Annotated in this window: 19 protein-coding genes; 14 read left to right on the top strand and 5 right to left on the bottom strand. The window is 66.1% G+C overall.

The features are described 5' to 3' along the window. Positions 1-4: 4 nt before the first annotated feature. From mce to NNY25_RS10705, 7 genes are all read left to right on the top strand, one after another. Positions 5-424, top strand: a complete 420-nt coding sequence (gene mce / locus NNY25_RS10735; protein ID WP_265571571.1) for a methylmalonyl-CoA epimerase — start codon at positions 5-7, stop codon at positions 422-424. Then, the gene (locus NNY25_RS10730) at positions 424-678 is read left to right on the top strand and encodes a hypothetical protein (RefSeq protein WP_265571570.1); all 255 of its coding nucleotides are present in this window, start codon (positions 424-426) and stop codon (positions 676-678) included. Before mce ends, NNY25_RS10730 begins: the two co-directional genes overlap by 1 nt. 28 nt (positions 679-706) lie before the next feature. Further along, entirely contained in the window at positions 707-2,842 is a 2,136-nt protein-coding gene (gene scpA, locus NNY25_RS10725; protein WP_265571569.1) for a methylmalonyl-CoA mutase, read from the top strand. Between the two features lie 11 nt (positions 2,843-2,853). Further along, positions 2,854-3,681 carry an alpha/beta hydrolase gene (locus tag NNY25_RS10720; RefSeq protein WP_265571567.1) on the top strand — a complete coding sequence of 276 codons (828 nt, stop codon included), beginning with the start codon at positions 2,854-2,856 and terminating at the stop codon, positions 3,679-3,681. A 69-nt stretch (positions 3,682-3,750) separates the two neighbouring features. After that, positions 3,751-5,760: an acetyl-CoA carboxylase biotin carboxylase subunit gene (locus tag NNY25_RS10715; RefSeq protein WP_265571566.1), complete on the top strand. Its 2,010-nt coding sequence runs from the start codon at positions 3,751-3,753 to the stop codon at positions 5,758-5,760. Further along, positions 5,757-6,149, top strand: coding sequence for a hypothetical protein (locus tag NNY25_RS10710; RefSeq protein WP_265571565.1), 393 nt, complete (start codon positions 5,757-5,759; stop codon positions 6,147-6,149). Before NNY25_RS10715 ends, NNY25_RS10710 begins: the two co-directional genes overlap by 4 nt. Then, positions 6,146-6,655, top strand: coding sequence for an O-acetyl-ADP-ribose deacetylase (locus NNY25_RS10705; protein ID WP_265571564.1), 510 nt, complete (start codon positions 6,146-6,148; stop codon positions 6,653-6,655). Before NNY25_RS10710 ends, NNY25_RS10705 begins: the two co-directional genes overlap by 4 nt. A gap of 275 nt (positions 6,656-6,930) precedes the next feature. Here NNY25_RS10705 and NNY25_RS10700 read toward each other — a convergent pair whose 3' ends face one another. The 5 genes from NNY25_RS10700 to NNY25_RS10680 are packed head-to-tail and all read right to left on the bottom strand — an operon-like array spanning position 6,931 to position 11,657. Beyond that, positions 6,931-8,520: an AMP-binding protein gene (locus NNY25_RS10700; protein ID WP_265571563.1), complete on the bottom strand. Its 1,590-nt coding sequence runs from the start codon at positions 8,518-8,520 to the stop codon at positions 6,931-6,933. 21 nt (positions 8,521-8,541) lie between these two features. Next, complete coding sequence (locus NNY25_RS10695) at positions 8,542-8,934, bottom strand: RidA family protein (RefSeq protein ID WP_265571562.1); 393 nt, start codon at positions 8,932-8,934, stop codon at positions 8,542-8,544. Next, positions 8,931-10,085, bottom strand: a complete 1,155-nt coding sequence (locus tag NNY25_RS11625) for an acyl-CoA dehydrogenase family protein (RefSeq protein WP_265571561.1) — start codon at positions 10,083-10,085, stop codon at positions 8,931-8,933. Before NNY25_RS11625 ends, NNY25_RS10695 begins: the two co-directional genes overlap by 4 nt. Continuing rightward, positions 10,078-10,893: an enoyl-CoA hydratase family protein gene (locus NNY25_RS10685; RefSeq protein WP_265571559.1), complete on the bottom strand. Its 816-nt coding sequence runs from the start codon at positions 10,891-10,893 to the stop codon at positions 10,078-10,080. Before NNY25_RS10685 ends, NNY25_RS11625 begins: the two co-directional genes overlap by 8 nt. Then, a complete protein-coding gene (locus NNY25_RS10680) occupies positions 10,890-11,657 on the bottom strand; it encodes an SDR family NAD(P)-dependent oxidoreductase (protein WP_265571558.1) in 768 nt (255 codons plus the stop codon). Before NNY25_RS10680 ends, NNY25_RS10685 begins: the two co-directional genes overlap by 4 nt. Before the next feature lie 76 nt (positions 11,658-11,733). On the opposite strand from NNY25_RS10680, the gene putP reads away from it, so the two are divergent. The 7 genes from putP to NNY25_RS10645 all read left to right on the top strand — a co-directional run. Then, positions 11,734-13,188: a sodium/proline symporter PutP gene (gene putP / locus NNY25_RS10675; RefSeq protein WP_265571557.1), complete on the top strand. Its 1,455-nt coding sequence runs from the start codon at positions 11,734-11,736 to the stop codon at positions 13,186-13,188. Continuing rightward, positions 13,185-14,291 (top strand): S-(hydroxymethyl)glutathione dehydrogenase/class III alcohol dehydrogenase, encoded by a 1,107-nt coding sequence (locus NNY25_RS10670; RefSeq protein WP_265571555.1) that lies wholly within the window; start codon positions 13,185-13,187, stop codon positions 14,289-14,291. The genes putP and NNY25_RS10670 overlap by 4 nt, the downstream gene beginning before the upstream one ends. An 11-nt stretch (positions 14,292-14,302) precedes the next feature. Next, the gene (locus NNY25_RS10665; protein ID WP_265571553.1) at positions 14,303-14,686 is read left to right on the top strand and encodes a VOC family protein; all 384 of its coding nucleotides are present in this window, start codon (positions 14,303-14,305) and stop codon (positions 14,684-14,686) included. A 27-nt stretch (positions 14,687-14,713) separates the two neighbouring features. Further along, entirely contained in the window at positions 14,714-15,112 is a 399-nt protein-coding gene (locus NNY25_RS10660) for a VOC family protein (protein WP_265571552.1), read from the top strand. Then, positions 15,109-15,951 (top strand): S-formylglutathione hydrolase, encoded by an 843-nt coding sequence (gene fghA / locus NNY25_RS10655; RefSeq protein WP_265571551.1) that lies wholly within the window; start codon positions 15,109-15,111, stop codon positions 15,949-15,951. The genes NNY25_RS10660 and fghA overlap by 4 nt, the downstream gene beginning before the upstream one ends. Before the next feature lie 6 nt (positions 15,952-15,957). After that, a complete protein-coding gene (locus tag NNY25_RS11620; protein WP_265571549.1) occupies positions 15,958-16,791 on the top strand; it encodes a universal stress protein in 834 nt (277 codons plus the stop codon). A gap of 283 nt (positions 16,792-17,074) precedes the next feature. Further along, positions 17,075-21,321 (top strand): beta strand repeat-containing protein (locus NNY25_RS10645; protein WP_265571547.1); only part of this gene is annotated, 4,247 nt, incomplete at its 3' end.

Raw genomic sequence — 21,321 nt, 5'->3', positions numbered from 1 at the left:
GCAGATGAAACTGGGTAGGCTCAACCATGTCGGCGTGGCGACGGCGTCGATTGACAAGTCGGTCGCGCATTATCGCGAAACGATGGGGGCCGAGGTCGTGCGCGAGCCGTTTGACCTGCCGGCGCAGGGCGTGCGCGTGTGCTTCGTCGATACGCCCAACAGCCAGATCGAGCTGATCGAGCCGCTGGGCGAGGATAGTCCGATCGTCAAATTCCTCGAAAAGAACCCGCTCGGCGGGCAGCATCACCTGTGCTTCGAGGTACCCGACATCGAGGAAGCGCGCGGCTGGTTCGAGGGGCTCGGCAAGCGCATCCTCGGGCCGACGCGGATCGGCGCGCACGGGACGCCGATCTTCTTCCTCCATCCCAAGGACATGGAAGGCGTGCTGACCGAGATCATGGAAAGCCCGAAGCAGGCCCACTGATGAACGATGCCGCGATCGACCTGTTCACCGGCGTAGTCGCGCTGGTCGTCGCCGGGCTGCTCGCGCGGCGCGTGTTCACCGCGCTCACCGACGGCGTGATCCCGCTCTATCGCACCCGCCTGACCCGCGCCGAGGCCGGCGAGGCCAAGTTCAAGACGCTGGTGCTGTTCAACGCGGGCCTGTCGCTTTTCATGCTGGTGATCGGCCTCGATCTCACCATCGGGCTGGGCCTGCGCGAGCTGATCCTTTCCTAGGGCGCGCGGGCGCGCTAGGACGCCGCCCATGACCGACAAGCCGACCAAGGGCGACTGGCAGCAGCTCGCCGACAAGGAATCGAAGGGGCGCGACCTCAGCGTCGAGACGCCCGAGGGCATCACGCTCAAGACCGTCTACGGACCCGCGGACACGGACGGGCTCGACCCGGGCTATCCGGGCCTGCCGCCTTATACGCGCGGACCCTATGCGACCATGTATGCGGGGCGGCCGTGGACCATCCGCCAATATGCCGGTTTCTCGACCGCCGAGGAGTCGAACGCCTTCTATCGCCGCAATCTCGCGGCGGGGCAGAAGGGCCTGTCGGTCGCCTTCGACCTCGCCACCCACCGCGGCTATGACAGCGACCATCCGCGCGTGTCGGGCGATGTCGGCAAGGCGGGCGTCGCGATCGACACGGTCGAGGACATGAAGCTGCTGTTCGACGGCATTCCCTTGGGCGAGATGAGCGTGTCCATGACCATGAACGGCGCGGTGCTGCCGGTGATGGCCTTCTATATCGTCGCGGGCGAGGAGCAGGGGGTCGATCACGCGGCGCTGTCGGGCACGATCCAGAACGACATCCTCAAGGAGTTCGCGGTCCGCAACACCTATATCTATCCGCCCGAACCCTCGATGCGGATCGTTTCGGACATCATCGCCTACACCGCCGAGGAGATGCCGCGCTTCAACTCGATCTCGATCTCGGGCTACCATATGCACGAGGCCGGGGCGACGGCGGTGCAGGAGCTCGCTTACACGCTCGCCGACGGCATGGCCTATGTGCGCGCCGCCGCGGAAACCGGGCTCGACATCGACAAGTTCGCGCCGCGCCTCAGCTTCTTCTTCGGCATCGGCATGAACTTCTTCATGGAAGTCGCCAAGCTGCGCGCCGCGCGCACGCTGTGGGCGGAAATCATGACCGGTCTCGGGGCCAAGACCGAGAAGTCCAAGCTGCTAAGAACCCACTGCCAGACCTCGGGCGTGTCGCTGACCGAGCAGGACCCGTACAACAATATCGTGCGCACCACGATCGAGGCGATGGCGGCGACGCTGGGCGGCACCCAGTCGCTCCACACCAACAGCTTCGACGAGGCGATCGCGCTGCCGACCGATTTCTCGGCCCGCATCGCGCGCAACACCCAGCTGATCCTCGCCGAGGAGAGCGGCATCACCGCGGTCGCCGATCCGCTCGGCGGGTCATACTATGTCGAGGCGCTGACCGCCGAGCTGGTCGAGAAGGCGCGCGCGCTGATCGACGAGGTCGAGGAACATGGCGGGATGACCAAGGCGGTCGCCGAAGGGCTGCCCAAGCAGCGCATCGAGGAAGCCGCCGCGGCGCGTGCGGCCAAGGTCGACACGGGCGAGACGGTGATCGTCGGGGTCAATCGCTACCGGCTCAAGGACGAGCCCGAGCTCGACATTCTCGAAGTCGACAATGCGCGCGTGCGCTCTAGCCAGGTCGAGCGGATCGAGAAATTGAAGGTCGCGCGCGACGAGGAAGAGGTCAAGGCCGCGCTGGCCGCGCTCGAGGAAGGCGCGAAGGGCGGCGAGAATTTGCTGCGCCTGTCGGTGCGCGCGGCGCGGGCCCGCGCGACGCTGGGCGAGATTAGCTACGCGCTGGAAAAGGTGTTCGGGCGCTACGACACGCGGCCGCAGCCGGTCAGCGGCATCTACGGCCAGCGCGCCGACGAGGCGTGGACCGCAGCGATCGAGGGGACGAAGTCGGTCACCTCGCGGCTGGGGCGTGCGCCCAAGATGTTCGTCGCCAAGATGGGGCAGGACGGGCACGACCGCGGCGCCAACCTGGTCAGCTCGGCGTTCGGCGATCTCGGCTTCGACATCGTCGCCGGGCCGCTGTTCCAGACCCCGCGCGAGGCGGCCGAAATGGCGGTCAGCGAGGACGTCGACGTGGTCGGCGCCTCGAGCCTCGCGGCCGGTCACAAGACGCTGATCCCCGAGCTGATCGGGCACCTCAAGGACATGGGTCGCAGCGACATCAAGGTCGTCGCGGGGGGCGTCATCCCGCCGCAGGATTACGACTTCCTTCGCAAGGCGGGCGTCCAGGCGATATTCGGGCCGGGCACCAATCTCGCCGATGCCGCAGACGAAGTGTTGCGCCTGCTCGGCCACAACAAGCCGCCGGTCGACGAAGCCGCCGAATAGGAGTTTCCTTTATGTTGCGTATGATCCTGGCCGCGCTTGCCGCGCTGACCGCCACGTCGGCCCTGGCCGATCCCCTGCCGCTGACCATCGGCGAACAGCATGTCGTCCAGGCAATGGACGTGGAGCGCGAGATCAATGTCGTGCTGCCCTTGTCCTACGGCGAGGACGAGACGCGGCGCTATCCGGTTGTCTACATGCTCGATGGCGGCGTTTCGCAGGACCTGATGATGCAGGTCGGCGTCGCGCGCTGGACGCAGATGTGGGGGCGGACCGAGGAATTCATCCTCGTCGGGATCGAGACCAAGGACCGCCAGCGCGAGTTGCTTCCGCCGACGAGCGACCAGGAAGCGCTCGACGTGTGGCCGACCGCGGGCGAAAGCGCGCTGTTCCGCGCCTTCATCAAGGACAAGGTGCTGCCCAAGGTTGCCGGTGCCTATCGCACCGATGGGCGCGACTTTCTCGTCGGCGAGAGCGCGGCGGGCCATTTCGTGGTCGAGACGCTGCTGGCCAGCCCCGCCCTGTTCGACGGCTATGTCGCGATCAGCCCGAGCCTGTGGTGGGAAGAGATGCTGCTCGCCCGCAAGGCCGAGGCGGACGGTGCGGGAACGCCCCCGCTGTTCATCTCGATCGAGAATGAGGGTGAGACGATGGACGAAGGCGTGCGGCGCGTGGTCGCGGTGCGCGAGAAAGCGGGCGCGAAGACCTGCTTCGCCGACCGGCCCGACCTCACCCACGGCATCGCCTATCACGCGCTGCTCCCCGGCGCGCTCCAGTTCCTGCTGCCGGGTCCCGAGCCGTTGCCCGAGGAATGGGGCATGGTGACGGGCTGCGCGCAATAGGCGCGGCTTGCCCTTCGCGCGGGCAGGGGGCATAGCGGCGCGCAGTTTTTGCCGCAGTCCGGAGACCGCATGTTCAAAAAGATCCTGATCGCCAATCGCGGGGAAATCGCCTGCCGCGTGATGCGCACCGCGCGCGAGATGGGGATTGCGACCGTGGCGGTCTATTCGGACGCCGATGCCAAGGCGCCGCACGTCGCCATGGCCGACGAAGCGGTCAATATCGGCCCGGCGGCGGCAGCGGAATCCTACCTCGTTGCCGACAAGATCATCGCGGCATGCAAGGAAACGGGCGCCGAGGCCGTGCACCCGGGTTACGGCTTCCTGTCCGAACGCGCCTCCTTCGTCGAAGCGCTCGAGAAGGCCGGCATCGCCTTCATCGGCCCGCCGGCCGGCGCCATCGCGGCGATGGGTGACAAGATCGAATCCAAGAAGCTCGCCAAGCAAGCGGGCGTCAATGTCGTTCCGGGCTATCTGGGCGAGATTGCGGACACCGACGAAGCCGTGAAGATCGCGAACGAGATCGGTTATCCGGTGATGATGAAGGCGTCGGCGGGCGGCGGCGGCAAGGGCATGCGCCTCGCTTATTCCGAAAAGGACGTTCGCGAAGGCTTCGAGGCGACCAAGCGCGAGGGCCTCAACTCGTTCGGCGACGACCGCGTCTTCATCGAGAAATTCATCGAGGAACCGCGCCACATCGAGATCCAGGTGCTCGGCGACAAGCACGGCAACATCGTCTACCTGGGCGAGCGCGAATGCTCGATCCAGCGCCGCCACCAGAAGGTGATCGAGGAAGCGCCGTCGCCGTTCGTTAGCCCCGAGATGCGCAAGAAGATGGGCGAGCAGGCGGTCGCGCTGGCCCGTGCCGTCGACTATCACAGCGCGGGTACGGTCGAACTGATCGTGTCGGGCAAGGACAAGACCGGCGACGGCTTCTACTTCCTCGAAATGAATACCCGCCTCCAGGTCGAGCATCCGGTGACCGAGGAAGTGACCGGGCTCGATCTCGTCGAGCAGATGATCCTCGTCGCAGCGGGCGAGAAATTGGACTTCACGCAAGACGACGTCACCCTCGACGGCTGGGCGATCGAGGCGCGCGTCTATGCCGAGGACCCGTATCGCGGCTTCCTCCCCTCGACCGGGCGGCTGACGACCTATTCGCCGCCGCAGGAGTTCCGCGAGGACGGCGAGGTCGTGCGCGTCGACGACGGTGTCGCCGAGGGCGGCGAAGTGTCAATGTTCTACGACCCGATGATCGCCAAGCTGATCACCCACGGCGAGACCCGTGAGGCGGCCATCGACCTGGCGGTCGAAGCGCTCGACGCGTTCGAGATCGAAGGACTGAACGACAATGTCGACTTCCTTTCCGCGCTGCTCCAGCACGAGCGTTTCCGCTCGGGCAGGCTGACGACCGGCTTCATCGCCGAGGAATATCCCGAAGGGTTCGAAGGCGCTCCGGCGGACGACGAACTCAAGACCGACCTCGTCGCGCTGGCCGCGGTGGTCGGACTGACCCACGAGACGCGCATGGCGCTGATCGACGGGCAGCTGGGCGATCCGGTCTTTCCTTCGATGGAGCAGGTCGTCGTCCTCGACGGCGCGCACTACGAGGTCGCGGTCGACCCTTATGACGGGGGCACGTTGGTCGCGGTGGACGATGGCGAGCCGATCGACGTGATCGCCGATTATTCGCCGGGCCAGTCGCTGCTGGTCGCCGAATGCGACGGGCGCCGCCGTATCGTGCAGGTCAAGGCACAAGGGCGCGGCTACCGGCTGGTGACGCGCGGGGCGGCGCACCAGGCTCGGCTCTATGCGCCGGACGTCGCCGCCTTGCTGGCGCACATGCCCGAAAAGGTCGCGCCCGACCTGTCGCGCTTCCTGATGGCCCCGATGCCCGGTCTCCTGACCAAGCTTCAGGTCGCCGAGGGCGACAAGGTCGAAGCGGGCCAGCCGCTCGCGGTGGTCGAAGCGATGAAGATGGAGAACATCCTGCGCGCCGAGAAGAGCGCGACCGTCAAGGCGATCCCCGCGACCGAGGGCGAGAGCCTTCAGGTCGACCAGGTCATCATGGAGTTCGAGTGAGCGCACCCACGCTCCAGAAGTGTCTCGCGCTTGTCTTCTTCATCCTTGGCGGATGGGCACTGGTCGCGCCCGCGATGGTGCTCGAACTGACCGTCAACGAAGCCTATCGTAGCGGCAGTTTCGCGGAAGTCTTCGCGATCGGCTGCTTCGGCGCGCAAGCCTGCATCTCGGGCCTGTTCGCCTGGTTCTCGACCTTCACGAAGCGGACCTTCGCGGCCTACGGTATCGGATTGCTCCCCTTCTTCGCGTTCAACTATTATTTCTACGCGGTCGAACCCGTCCTGACCGAAGTCGGGCTGCTCGACCTTGTCGGCAATATCGTGATGCTGGCACTGTGCTGGCTCGGGTACAGGCGTGCTCCGCGCGCCGTTCGTGTGCACTCGCAATGACATCCATCCGCATCGAGCGCGGCGACATCACTACCTGTCGGGTCGATGCGATCGTCAATGCGGCCAATTCTTCGCTGCTGGGCGGCGGCGGGGTCGACGGGGCGATCCACCGCGCGGCGGGCCCCGAACTGCTGGCGGAATGCGAGACGCTGGGTGGCTGCCCGACCGGCCAGGCGCGGATGACGGGGGGCTACGACCTGCCCGCGCGCCACGTGATCCACACGGTCGGACCGGTCTGGCACGGCGGCGGGGAAGGGGAGGCGCAGGCGCTCGCCTCGTGCCATTTCAGCAGCCTCGATCTCGCGCGCGATCATGGCCTCAAGTCGGTGGCCTTTCCGGCCATCTCGACCGGCATTTACGGCTACCCGATGGAAAGAGCGGCCGCGGTCGCGATCGGCTCCGTGCAGCGCTGGATCGAGGCCAATCCGGACGCGCTGGACGAGATCGTGTTCGTGTGTTTTGGCGATGCCGCAGAGGCCGCGTTTAATTTGGCTCTGAGTTCCTAGTCGCCTTTAGGCGCGTTCCTTCTACTTTCCGCCTCAGCTCGTTGTTCTGCCCTCTCTGCGCGACGATCCTCTCTCCATTTGAAGTAAGTGTCTCGCAGGAAAACAAGAAGGCCAAATACGGAAACGCCCATTCCGATCTTAGCTGTAGGTATCTGAGACATTTGCTGAGGACCATCTGACGCGTCGATTGGTCCCAAATTGCTTCCAGTGCTCAAGAAAATCAGCAGAAAACCAAGTCCGATTAGTCCGATGCCGGAAGCCATTCCCTTTCGCATCTATTCCTCCCTTAATTCGACGCGGCGGAGTTTTCCGGTCGCGGTCTTGGGAAGCGCGTCGCAGAATTCGATTTCGCGCGGATATTTGTAGGGCGCAATCTTTTCCTTTACGAAAAGCTTCAGCGCGTCGGAAAGATCCCCGCCGGGGGTCGCGCCGTCTGCCGGGACCACGAACGCTTTGATCTTCTGCCCGCGCTGCTCGCACGGAACGCCGATCACGGCGCATTCGGCGACCGCATCATGGGCGAGGAGGGCATTCTCCACTTCGGGCGCGCCGACATTGTAGCCCGCAGTCACGATCATGTCGTCGGAGCGCGCGCGGTACCAGAAATAGCCGTCCGTATCCTTCTCGTACGTGTCGCCGGTGACGTTCCAGCCATTGGCGACATAGTCGGCCTGACGCGAGTCGGCGAGGTAGCGGCAGCCGGTGGGTCCCTTGACCGCGAGCCGCCCTTCGCCGCTGTTCATCGGCTGGTCGTCCTCGTCGAGCACGGTTGCCTGGTAGCCCGGAACCGCCTTGCCGGTGCTCCCCGGACGGATGTCGTCGCCGGCGGCGGCGATGAAGATATGCATCATCTCGGTCGAGCCGATCCCGTCGACGATCGACAGGCCGGTGCGCTCCTTCCATGCCTGCCACGTCGCCTGCGGCAAATGCTCGCCCGCCGAGACGCACGTGGTCAGTGTCCGAAGCGCCTTGTCGAGGTCGGGATGGCCGACCAGCGCCTTGTAGGCGGTCGGCGCGGTGGCGAGGTGGGTGATCCCGTGCGTGACCACATGATCGATCATCGTATCGGGGGTCGCCTGCTGCTCGAGCGTCGCGGCAGCCGCCCCGAAGCGAAGCGGGAACATCAATGACATGCCCAGCCCGAAGGTGAAGGCGATCGGGGCGGAGGTAAACCACACCTGCCCGGGGCCAGGATCGAGGAGGTGCCTGGCGAACGTGTCGCAGGGCGCGAGCACGTCGCGATGGAAGTGGACGCAGCCCTTGGGCACGCCGGTCGTGCCGCTGGTGAACGCGATCAGCGCCGGATCGTCGGCGCGCGTATCGTGCGGGTTCATCGGCTCGAGGTCGGCGGTCTGCGTCTCCAGTCGTCCCTGACCATGATCTCCGTCATAGGTGGTGACCGAACGCAGGTGGCGCGTCTGTTCCTCGGCATCGCGAAAGTCGCCGACGAACCGGCTGTCGACCAGCGCGTGGCTGATCTCGGCCTTGTCGATCACGGTCGCGATTTCGCCGGGGCGCAGCATGGGCATGGTCGCAACGACCACCCCTCCCGCCTTGAGCACGCCGAGCCAGCAGGCGAACAGCGTGTAGCCATTGGGTCCGCGCAGGAGCACGCGGTTGCCGGGCTCGAGGCACTGCTGCTCGACCAGATAGCGCGCGATCCGGCCCGAGAAATCGTCGAGCTCGGCAAAGGTCCAGCGGCCCATCGCGTTGACCACGGCGGGATCGCCGGGACGTCCCCCCTTCAGCAGTTCGTGCGCGGCGTTGAGGTGGAGCGGGTAATGGAGTTCGGGCAGGTCGAACAGGAATTCGGGCTGTTCTTCCTCGGGAGGAAGCCGGTCGCGAACGAAGCTGTCATAACCCATTTTTGCGCCCTTGCTCCCTTCTCAGTCCGGTACGACCGCGGTTGCCTCGATCTCGACCAGCGCCTGGTCTTCGACGAGGCGGCTGACTTCGACCAGCGCCATGGCTGGATAGTTCGAGCCGAGGATGTCCTTCCAAGCAGCGCCAATCTCCCGGAGTTGCGCGAGATAGGCGTCGCGGTCGGTGACATAGGCGGTCATGCGCACGAGATGCTCGGGGCTTGCTTCGTCCTCGGCGAGGATGGCGACGATGTTGCGCAGCACCTGCGCGAACTGGCCGGCGAGCGTGTTGGAGACGAAGCGCTCCTCCTCGTCCCAGCCGACCACGCCGGCGGTGAAGATCATGCGTCCGCGCGCGGAAATGCCGTTGGCATAGCCCTTGGGGCGCGGCCACCTTGGGGGCTGGAGGCGTTTCATATGCGCGGCTCCTGGACGAGATCGCGGCCGATCACCTGCCGCTGCACTTCCGACGCGCCTTCGTAGATCCTCAGCGCGCGGATCTCGCGGTAGAGTTCCTCGACCTTGCTGCCTTTCTCCACGCCCGTCCCGCCGTGAAGCTGGACCGCGGCGTCGATCACCTTCTGCGCCTCTTCGGTGGCGTGAAGCTTGGCCATGGCGGCGACGCGGCGATGGTCGCCCAGCGGTGCGAGGTCCTGTTCGTAGGCGGCGCGCGCGATGAGGAGCGCGGAGGCGTCGACCGCGCTCGCCATCTCGGCAAGCCTGGCCTGCGTCACCGGGTGGTCGGCAAGCATCGCGCCTGCAAGCGGACGCTGCTTCGCGAACGCGACCGCCTCTTCGAGCGCGCGGCGGGCGAACCCGAGTGCGGCCGCGCCGACGGTGATGCGGAACATGTTCAGCGTTTCCATCGCGATCCGGAAGCCCTGGCCCTGCTCGCCAAGCAACGCGGTCGCGGGCAAGCGGACATTGTCGAGCTTCAGCCGCGCGAGCGGGTGCGGCGCGATGGTCTCGATGCGGCGCTCGACGGTGAGGCCCGGGGTCGAGGCGGGCAGCACGAACGCGGACAGGCCGCGCGCGCCATCCTCTGCGGTGCCGGTGCGCGCGAACAGGGTGATGACGTCGGCAATCGTGCCGTTGGAAATGAAGCTCTTCTCGCCCTCTATCACCCACCCGTCGCCGTCGCGCCGCGCGGAGGTGGCGATCGCGGCGGCGTCCGACCCGGTGCCGGGTTCGGTCAGCGCGAAGGCGGCGATCGCTTCCCCCTTGGCGACGCGCGGGAGCCATACCTGGCGCTGGTCGGGGCTGCCGTGAAGGCTGATCGCGCCCGAGCCCAGGCCCTGCATCGCGAACGTGAAATCGGCGAGCCCCGACTGGTAGGCGAGCGCGGCGCGGATCACCGCGAGGCTGCGCACGTCGGGCCGGTCGCCATTATGCGCGATACAATGCTCGAGAAATCCGGCGCGCCCCAGCATCACCACGATGGTGCGGCACTCCGCGTCGACATCGCTGCCATGCTCGTGGGCAAGGTTGGTGTGGACCCAGTCTGTGACCTTGGCGGCAAGCTCGCGGTGCCGTTCCTCGAAAAAGGGCCAGGCGGTCCAGTCAGTCACCCTTGAACTCCGGCTTCTTCTTGTTGGCGAACGCCTCGTAGGCGCGGCGGAAGTCGTTCGTCTGCATGCAGATCGCCTGCGCCTGCGCTTCCATCTCGAGCGCGGTGTCGATGGGCACGGAAAATTCCATGTCGAGTTGCCGCTTGGTCATCGAATGGGCAAAGGCGGGGCCTTGCGCGATCGCACGCGCTATCGAATGCGCTTCGGCAAGCGGGTCGTCGGCAAGGCGCTGGTGAAAGCCCCAGGCGAGGCCTTCCTCGGCGCTCATCGCGCGGCCCGTGTAGAGAAGGTCGGCGGCACGGCCATGACCGATGAGGCGCGGCAGCATCGCGCACGCGCCCATGTCCGCACCTGCCAGCCCGACGCGGGTGAAAAGGAAGGCGGTGCGCGCATCGGGATGCGCGATGCGCAGGTCGCTCGCCATGGCAAGGATCGCGCCCGCGCCCGCAGCGATCCCTTCGATCGCGGCAATGATCGGTTGCGGGCAGGCGCGCATCGCGCGGACCAGGTCGCCCGTCATGCGGGTGAAGGCGAGGAGTCCCGGCATGTCCATCTCGGTCAGCGGGCCGATGATCTCGTGGACGTCGCCGCCCGAACAGAAATTGCCGCCAGACCCGGTCAGCACCACGGCGCGCACGTCGGGGGTGACGACCAAAGCGCGGAAAGTGTCGCGCAGTTCGGCATAGCTGTCGAAGGTCAGCGGGTTCTTCTTGTCAGGCCGGTCGAGCGTGATCGTCGCGACACCGCTATCGCCGTCATAGGCCCAGCGGAAATGCTCCGGCTTGTAGTGGGGCGGGTGCAGGTTCACGCGTCGCTTCCTCCGTCGATGACGATCGCCGCGCCGTTGGTATCGCGGCTTTGCGGCAGGCACAGGGTCAGCACCTGCGTGGCGATGGCGTCGGGATGGACGAGGCGGCCGTTGGCGTTGAGCGCTTCGATCGCGGCGCGGCCTTCCTCTTCGCTGCGCCCGGTCTTTTCCTGGATCCGCGCGACCGACTGGTCGGTCATCGGCGTATCGACAAAGCCCGGGCAGATCGCGTTCACCGTCAGCGATTTCCTCGCATACTCCTTGGCGAGGCTGCGCATCAGGCCGACAAGCCCGTGCTTCGACGCGGCATAATGGGCTGCGTAGGGCGTGCCCCGCAGCCCCGCGACCGACGCGATGAAGATGAGGCGCCGGTCCTCGCCCGTCAGCAGGTCGCCGATCGCGGCCTGCGCGCAGTCGAACGCGCCGGTGAGATTGACTGCGAGTACCCGGTCCCAGTCCTCGCGCGCGGTCTTGTGGAAGGGGGCGCTGTCGGCAATGCCGGCGTTAACGATCAGATAGTCGATCTCGCCATGCGCGGCGCGCGCTTCGTTGAACGCGGCTTCGATCGCCGCGCGGTCGGTAACGTCGCAAGATATGGCCTTGCCCTCGGTGATCGCGGCGACCTTTTCGAGCGGTTCGAGCCTGCGGCCGAGCAGCGACACCTTGGCGCCTGCCGCATGGAGATGCGCCGCGCACGCCGCGCCGATCCCGGTGCCCCCGCCAGTGATGAGCGCGTGGCGCCCCTCGAGCCATCGTCCCTGCATGGCGCGGAGACTGGCGGAAGCCCGCTTTCCACGCAAGCACTAGCCAAGCAGAATTTTGCGCCTAGGGTCGCAGCCCATGCAAACAGGCACCCTGATCTCGCTCGCCCTCTATTTTCTCCTGATGATCGCCATCGGCCTATGGGCCTGGAAGCGGTCGACCGATACGAGCGAGGGGTACCTCCTTGCCGGTCGAAACCTCCATCCCGCGGTCGCCGCGCTCTCGGCGGGTGCGTCCGACATGTCCGGTTGGCTGCTGCTGGGGCTGCCCGGTGCGCTCTACGCGGCGGGGCTGGTGGAGGCGTGGATCGGGATCGGCCTGTTCGTGGGCGCATTGGTCAACTGGATCGTGGTTGCGCCGCGCCTTCGCGCCCAGACCGAGAAACTGGGCAACGCGCTCACCATCCCCGAATTCCTCGCCAACCGTTTCCCCGACAAGGCGACCGCACTTCGCGTCGTCAGCGCGTTGATCGTCGTCATCTTCTTCTCGGTCTACACGGCCGCCGGGCTGGTGGGCGGCGGCAAGTTGTTCGCGACCAGCTTCGCGGGGCTGCTGCCCGGCCTCGGCTTGAGCGACTACATGCTCGGCATCTGGGTGACCGCGCTGGTCGTGCTCGCCTACACGATGGTCGGCGGCTTCCTCGCGGTCAGCCTGACCGATTTCGTGCAAGGCTTGATCATGGTCACCGCGCTCGTCGTAATGCCGCTGGTCGTGATGTTCGGGCCGGGCGGAAGCGCGGGCGGTTCGCTCGCCGAGGTCCCGGTGGAAGGGTTTCTCAGTCTCACGCAGGGCCTGACCCTGCTCGGCTTCATCAGCGCGGTCACATGGGGGCTGGGCTATTTCGGCCAGCCGCACATCATCGTGCGCTTCATGGCGGTGCGCAGCGTCGAGGCGGTCGCCACCGCGCGCACGATCGGCATGACCTGGATGGGGGTGGCGCTCCTCGGTGCGATCGGGATCGGGCTCGCGGGCCGCGCCTATGTCGAGCGCAATGGCCTCGTTGTCGAGGATCCCGAGACGATCTTCATCGTTCTCGCCAACCTCCTGTTCCACCCGCTGGTGACCGGTTTCCTGCTGGCCGCGCTGCTCGCCGCGATCATGTCCACGATTTCCTCGCAGCTTCTGGTCGCCTCCTCCTCGCTGACCGAGGATTTCTACAAGCTCTTCTTCCGTAAGGAAGCGGGCGAGCGCGAGAGCGTCAATGTCGGCCGCATCTGCGTCGCGCTGGTGGCACTCGCCGCCATCGTCATCGCGAGCGACCCCGACAGCAAGGTGCTCGGCCTCGTCGCCAACGCGTGGGCGGGCTTCGGCGCCGCCTTCGGCCCGCTCATCATCCTGTCGCTGACGTGGAAGCGGATGACCGGCGCGGGCGCGGTCGCGGGGCTGGTGACGGGTGCGGCGGTCGTGATGGCGTGGATCGCCTTCGACGTCGGCATCGTCTACGAAATCGTCCCCGGTTTTATCGCCGCCTGGATCGCCATCTGGCTGGTGAGCCTGGCGACGAGACCAACGACTGAAGGAGCCCCCACATGAAGACCCGCGCCGCCGTCGCGTTTGCCGAAAAGCAACCGCTCGAAGTCGTCGAACTCGACCTCGAAGGACCCAAGGAAGGCGAGGTTCTGGTCGAGATCATGGCGACCGGGATCTGCCACACCGACGCCTACACCTTGGACGGGTTCGACAGCGAGGGACTGTTCCCCTGCATCCTCGGCCACGAGGGTGCGGGGATCGTGCGCGAGGTGGGGCCGGGCGTGAGTCTCGTCAAACCCGACGACCACGTCATCCCGCTCTACATCCCCGAATGCGGCAAGTGTAAGATGTGCACCAGCGGCAAGACCAACCTGTGCGAGGCGCTGCGCGCGACACAAGGCAAGGGCGTGATGCCCGACGGGACCAGCCGCTTCTCGTACAAGGGCGAGACGATCTACCATTATATGGGCTGTTCGACCTTCTCGAACTTCACCGTGCTGCCCGAGATCGCGGTCGCGAAGATCGACCCGACCGCACCCTTCGACAAGGCCTGCTACGTCGGCTGCGGGGTGACCACCGGTATCGGCGCGGTGCTCAACACCGCCAAGGTCGAGGAAGGCGCGCGCGTCGTCGTGTTCGGATTGGGCGGGATCGGTCTCAATGTCATCCAGGGCGCCAAGATGGCGGGCGCGAAGCAGATCGTCGGCGTCGACATCAACAACGACAAGGAAGAATGGGGCCGCAAGTTCGGCATGACCGACTTCGTCAATCCGAAGGAAGTCGATGATGTCATGTACACGCTCTACAAGCTGACCGACGGTGGCGCGGACTATAGCTTCGATGCGACCGGCAATGTCGACGTGATGCGCCAGGCGCTGGAATGCTGCCACAAGGGCTGGGGTGAGAGCGTCATCATCGGCGTCGCCCCCGCGGGCGCGGAAATATCGACCCGCCCGTTCCAGCTCGTCACCGGCCGCACCTGGAAAGGCACGGCGTTCGGCGGCGCGAAAGGCCGTAGCGACGTGCCGGAAATCGTGAAGTGGTATCTGGACGGCAAGATCCAGATCGACCCGATGATCACCCACATCCTCACCCTCGACGAGATCAACAAGGGTTTCGACCTGATGCACGAGGGCAAGTCGATTCGTTCGGTCGTGGTCTACTAGGAGGCGCATCGATGTTCAGCCACGTGATGCTCGGGTGCAGCGACCGCGACCGCGCGCAGAAATTCTACGATGCGACGCTCGGCGCGCTGGGAGTTAGGCCGGGTCGGGATTTCGGGAAATCGACCTGGTGGATGACCCGCACAGGCTCGTTCGGGATCGCGCCCCCGCGAGACGGCGAGGTGTGCAGTCACGGCAACGGGTCGACCATCGGCTTCGATGCGACCAGCCCCGAGCAAGTCGATGCGTGGCATGCCGCCGGCATTGCCAATGGCGGCACGTCGATCGAGGATCCTCCCGGCGTTCGCGACGGCGGGTTCGGGAAACTCTATCTGGCCTACCTGCGCGATCCCGACGGCAACAAGCTATGCGGTTACTACCGCTATCCGAAGGAGTAAGCGTCCGCCCATCGAAGGAGGCGAGCCATGTTCACCCACGTCCATCTCGGCAGCAACGACGTGCCGCGCGCCAAGCAATTCTACGACGCTCTTTTCGCCGCACTGGGCGGAGCGAAAAGCTGGAAGGACGTCGAGCGTGATCGCTGGTTCTGGGCAAAAGACGGCATGTTCCTCGTGGTCGGCGATCCGCGCGACCGCGAAGCGGCACACCCGGGCAACGGGATCACCGTCGGCTTCGCCGTCGACAGTCCCGAGCAGGGCGATGCCTGGCACCGCGCCGGGCTGGAGAATGGCGGGACGAGTTGCGAAGACCCGCCCGGCATCCGCGACGACAGCGCACAGGGCGGCTGCTACCGCGCCTACCTTCGAGATCCCGACGGCAACAAGTTGTGCGCGATGAAATTCATGGGAGCGATCAAGATATGATCGAGTGCGTCTCGACCAACAGGAGCCATGGTGGAACGCAGGGCGTCTACAGCCACGAGGCGCGAACCACCGGTACATCGATGACGTTTTCGGTGTTCGTCCCAGACCACCGCGACGGCGAGACGATGCCGGTGCTGTGGTACTTGTCGGGGCTGACCTGCAGCCATGCCAACGTCACCGAGAAAGGCGAGTTTCGTGCGGCCTGCGCCGAGCACGGCATCATCTTCGTCGCGCCCGATACCTCGCCGCGCGGCGAGGGCGTTCCCGACGACAGTGCCGAGGCTTGGGATTTCGGGCTGGGCGCGGGCTTCTATGTCGATGCGATCCAGAAGCCGTGGGCCGCAAACTACCGCATGTGGTCCTACGTCACCGAGGAGCTTCCCGCGCTGGTCGGTGCGCATTTCCCGGTCGATATCGTGCGGCAGGGCATCACCGGCCATTCGATGGGCGGGCACGGTGCGCTCACAGTGGCGCTGCGCCATCCCGATCGCTTCCGTTCCGTCTCCGCCTTCGCGCCAATCGCCAATCCGGCCGCCGTGCCGTGGGGCGAAAAGGCCTTCTCGCTTTACCTCGGCACCGACCGCGCCGCGTGGCGCGCGCACGACGCGGTACACCTGATCGAGGACGGGGCGCGGCTGCCCGAACTGCTGGTCGATATCGGCACCGACGACCCCTTCTACGACGAGCAATTGAAGCCAGCTGCGCTGGAGGCGGCGTGCGCGAAAGCCGAGATCCCCCTCGAACTCAGGCGACAGGCGGGCTACGATCACAGCTACTATTTCATCTCCAGCTTCATGGCCGACCATGTCCGCTGGCACGCTGAGCGATTGAAGGGGTAGCGACACGTGAAGACCATCCTTCTCCACGTCCAGGACGACGAGCGGGTCGATGTGCGCGTCGAGAACGCGCTCGCCATCGCTCGGGCTGCCGATGCGCATCTCGATGTGATGCACATTACCCCCGCAGACGCCGAAGCCGTATTCGAGAGCTTCGGCGGGATCGATGTCGACGGGCAAGGGCTGCAGCGGCTGCGCGACGCCGAGGACGCGCTCGAAGCGCGCGTGCGCAAGTTACTGGAGAACGAGGACGTCAGCTGGGACTATTTCCGCCGCACGGGTTCGGTCGTGGGATCGCTGACCGCCGGGGCCGCGCTTGCCGATCTGATCATTACCGGGCGGCTCGCCCATGCCAGCGGCGGGCGGTCGAGCCCGACCCAGATGCTTGGCGACCTCCTCCATTCGACCCGCACGCCCTTGTTCATCCGCGGCGACGAGGAGACGCGGTTCGATCCGCTGGGGCCTGCGATGATCGCATGGGACGGCAGCTACGAAGCGGCCAACGCGGTGCGCGACGCGGCGGGGCTGCTCAGGCTCGCCAGCTCGGTCGAAGTCGTGCGCGTGATCGAGGACGAGGAGAAAGCCGACGCCGACCGCGGGCTCTACCCCTCGACGCGCCTGATGGAATATCTCTCGCGACTCGACGTCCACGCCGATTATTCCACGATCGACGAAGAAGGCGGCAAGGTCAGCCAGACGCTCGTCAGCCATGCGCGAAGGATCGGGGCGGGCCTGCTCGTGGCCGGCGGCTACAGCCACAGTCGCATCACCGAGCGCTTGTTCGGCGGGGTCACGCGCAGCCTACTCAAGGCCTGCCCGATCGCACTCGTCATCTCGCACTAAGCGAGGTCAGCGACACTGCACGATAACTGTCGCATTCTTGCAACAGTTTCGAATGGAGTGACCGTCGCAATTTGACGCCGCTGGCCCGCAATCTGGATTTTCCTCCCCTCTACAGCGCCTTGCGGTCCGATCCGTTGCGATCCTTTACTTAACATAGGTTATTGCGGACTGCGCGCATCTGACCTATGCGGGATGCGATGTAATGGCGACTTTTCCGTCCCTTTCGGGGGAGTCGCATGTGTATTCGGGCCCTTGATCACGGCCCAAACAGGGGAATGAAGAAATGGCGACCAAGACGCGCAGCACGTTGCTCACGGGTGTTTCTCTGGCGGCGGTGGGGATCCTTGCCCCGACCCATGCCCTGGCGCAGATCGTGCCGGTTCACCCCCATCCCGATCCCGGCACCTATTCCGGGACGGGCACGGTCGCCGATACCATCGTGATCGGGGCGGTCGGGGGGACCGACACGGCCAACACGGTCTATGTCTGCGACGACGAGCCGGGCTTCTGCGGCGTTGTTGCCGGGGCGACGGCGGCCGTCGACAGCACGAGCGAAGGCGAGATCCAGCAACTCGCGCTCATCTTCGGGACCGGGACGGTCGATTTCCAGATCATCGCGACCGACGCGGAAATCGGCGCGATCGCCGGAGATATCGCGGTCATCCAGACGGGCATTTCGCAGCTCGCCTACATTTCCGAAGGTACCGCCGACCTGGCGGCCGACTTCAACGGCGACATGTTGATCCATGCCTATGCAAGCGGCGGCGAAAGCGCGCTCGCAGTGGTCGACGTCGGCGTGTACCAGGGCGGCTTTGCGGGCGACGACAACAACCTTTCGGTCTATGTCGGACCGGCAACCGCCTCCGGGACCACGGACGCATCGCTGATCGTGGCCGCGACCGCTCTCGCGTCGAGCGAAGCGTTCGCCGAGGTCGAATTCGGCATTCTTCAGAACGCCAGCGGCAGCACGGCCGATCTCGATGTCGTCAATCACGGTGCGATCGGCGTCGGCGCCTTTGCATCGCAGGAAGGCTTCGCAGGGATCGCCTACGCCAGTGTCGACAATGGCATCTATCAGGGCGCCTCGGGTGCGACCGCGGATGCCGACATCGTCAACTTCGGCTCGATCGACGTGTCCGCCATCGCCAATGCGGGCGGCCTTGGCGGATGGGGTGACGCGCAGATCCTGAACGGCATCTACCAGGAAGCCGAAGGCCTCGACGCGTCGGTCAGCCTCGTCAACGACACGGACGCCTCGATCGCGGTCGGCGCCTTTGCCGACGTCAGCGCGGCGTTCGCCCAGGCCCACGCGCAGATCGGCGCGACGGACGAATTCACCTTCACCGGTACCGGTTATACGTTCGTCACCAATGCCGGCGGTGCGGCGATTAACCAATTTGCGAACGGCAGTACGGCCGTCGCCATGATCGACAACCAGGGGTCGATCAACGTCACCGTCGAAGCCGTCGCCAATGCCCTCAACGGCACCGCGGAAGCCGAACTCGACCGCGCGATCCTCCAGGTGGCCGAAGGCTCGAGCGTCTCCGTGGACTTGAACAATAGCGGGAACATCGAAATCCACGCCGTGGCGCGTGTCGATGCTGCGAGCGAGGGTGTCGCCAGTGCGGAAGGGGGTAGCACCTGGACCGACGCGATGATCCACCAGGGCGCCTACGGTGCCTCGGCGCATGCCGGCCTCCTCAACAGCGGTACGATCAGCGCCGAGTTCGTCGCGGAAGCGACGGCCGGGACCGACGCCGATGCGAGCGCGATCGCGTGGGGCGTGATCCTCCAGGACGTCAATGCCTACACGGCGGGGGCCAACCTCACCAATGACGGCAACATCTCGCTCGTGGCGGACGCCGATGCGATTGCCACTAGCTCGGATTCTGCCGACGCCTATGCGGTGGCATCCGGCTGGCTCGCCTGGCAGAATATTGGCGGCAACTCGGCCGCGGCGACCTTCGTCAACAACGGGTTGATGTCCGTCCACGCGCTCGCCGACGCGACAGGCGCGAGCGGCGCCTATGCCCAGGCCTACGGTGCCGGCGTCTACCAGGAAATCAGTGCGTCGACGGCCGTCGGCGTGATGACCAACAACTCGATGATCGACATCGACGCGACTGCGGTTGCCGAGGGCCTGAACGTCTCGGCCTTGGCGACGGCCGAAGACGCGATCTACCAGTCGGTCATCGCGACCGATGCGAGCGCCGCGTTCGTGAACAATGCGACCGTCGCGCTGTTCGCAAGCGCCGAAGCGACCGGCAGCGCAACGTCGATGACCGGACCGTCTTCGTCCGTCACCAACTATTTCGGTAGTGCATACGCCCGCGCCAGGGCGTTCGACGGGATCAACCAGTTCGTCGGCTACCAGTCGGGTACGGCGGTCGCCTCGATGGTCAATAACGGCCTCGTCTCGCTGATCGCGATGGCCGAAGCGACGGGCGGCGTGTCTGCGCGTGCCGAAGCCTACGCGACGGGCGCGATGGAGCAGTATGTCGAGGGAACCGACATCTCGGCGAACCTCACCAACAATGCGACCGTCTCGGCGCACGCCTCGGCGGGCGCGAACCTGGGGCTGGCCTTCGCCTACGCGTCCGGACTCCACCAGTATGCCGACCTCGACGGCACTTCGGGGATGATGGTGGTGACCCTCGACAACCAGGGCAGCGTGGACATCGATGCGACCGCGCAGGTCAACGGTGACGAGAACTACGGCTATGCCCATGCCGACGGCATCGCCATGCAGCAGTCGGCCTACGGGTCGGGGGCGATTACGGCGAACCTCTACCAGGGCGGGGTCATCTCGGTGAACGGCATGGCCTCGGTCACGGCGACCGAGGGCGAAGCCGACGTCGATGTCGCGGGCGTCGCGCAATATGTCGGCGGATCGACCGTCTCGGCGCTGCTCAGCAACAGCGGGACCGTCTCGGTCTTCGCGACCGCGAACGGCGTGGGCGTGGGGGCGGATGCCGACGCCAATGGCGGCCTCGAGCAGTTCATCGGCGCGGGCAGCGGCTCGGCCTTGCTGGCCAATAGCGGCTACGTTCTTGTTGCGGCCGATGCGCACTCGACCGACACCATGTTCGCGAATGCGAACGCGGATGCCGAACAGGGCCTCGGGCAGGACATGGAAGGCACGTCGATCGCCGGCGTGATCGCCAACAGCGGGACCGTCATCGCCAGCGCGATGGCATTCGCGTCCGCGTCGACCACGACCGTGGTCGGCGTCGGCGAGACGGCCACGACCGACTATCTCGGCTACGCCTACGCCTATGCCTATGCGTCGGCGGTCGACCAATATGTCGGTGCGCTCGGGGCAGCGTCGGGCACCATCTCGAACAGCGGCGCAATCGTCGCGACGGCGGTCGCCACGGCCAATGCCGGCGACTATGCGGAGGCCGATGCCTACGCCACCGGCATCAACCAGTATGTACTGGGCACCTCGGCGCTCGCCTTCATCTACAACGGCGGATATATCGCCGCGTCGGCGAGTGCGTCGGCGGTCGGGCACGACGACGCGCAGGCCATGGCCTACGCGACGGGCGTTTCCCAGTATGTCTGGGGGACGACCGGCTTCGGTAGCGGCTCGATCAGCAACAGCGGCACGATCTCGGCGTTCGCGTCGGCCTTCGCCAGCGCGGCGACCGGCCCCGAGGCCGGCGCCTACGCGACGGGCATCGACCAGTCGGTCTACGGCAATGCCGGCGCGGTCGCGTCGCTCTACAACAGCGGCTACGTCGAAGTCGGTGCGCAGGCGACTGCTTCGGGCGACACGTTCGGCTATGCGGTTGCGAGTGCGCTCGGCGTCGACCAGCAGGTCGGCGCGGAATTCCCGAGCCCCACGGCCAGCTGGTCGATGAACTTCTCCAACAGCGGGACGATTTCGGCGCACGCCGACGCGACCCTCGTCGGGGACGGCGAGGCACGCGCCTGGGCGGCTGGCTACGAGGGCCGGATCGCGAACGGCACGATCGATCTCGACAATAGCGGGCTGATCGAAGTGATGGGCCACGCCAATGCGTCCTCCGGTGTCGCCAACGCGTCGGCGGTGGGCATGATGGTCGGCGCCGAAGGCTCCTACATCGATTTCGGTACGCTGCCGGGGCCGACGGACGACACGTTCGTTCCGGACACGCTGTCGGGCGATATCGTCAACTCGGGCAATATCGTCGTCGCCGCGGTCGCGTCGGGCTCGCTCGGCTCGACCACGACGCCGGTGCTCACGACCTCGGGTCCGGGCACGGCGATCGCATCGACCCTGACCACCTACACCGCCTACTCCAACGCCTCGGCGGCGGGCATCCTCCTGCGCGGTGCGCTGGTCGATGCGAGCGTCACCAACTCGGGCACGATTATGGTCGATGCCTGGACCGCGAACGGCGACGCCGCGGACGTTGGCGGCAGCGCCATGGCCTACGGCGTCCTCGTCGAGGGCTCGGGTCCGGGTGTCACCCCGACGACCGAGACGTTCGTGTTCACGAACGACGGCGGGATGATCCAGTCGCGTGTGTCGGGTGACGGGGGTGC

Origin of the sequence: Sphingomicrobium nitratireducens (assembly GCF_026157035.1) — a bacterium.
GTDB classification, from domain to species: Bacteria; Pseudomonadota; Alphaproteobacteria; order Sphingomonadales; family Sphingomonadaceae; genus Sphingomicrobium; species Sphingomicrobium nitratireducens.
The sequence above is the reverse complement of the archived record's forward strand: the minus strand, read 5'-3'. Positions and strand labels throughout refer to the sequence as shown.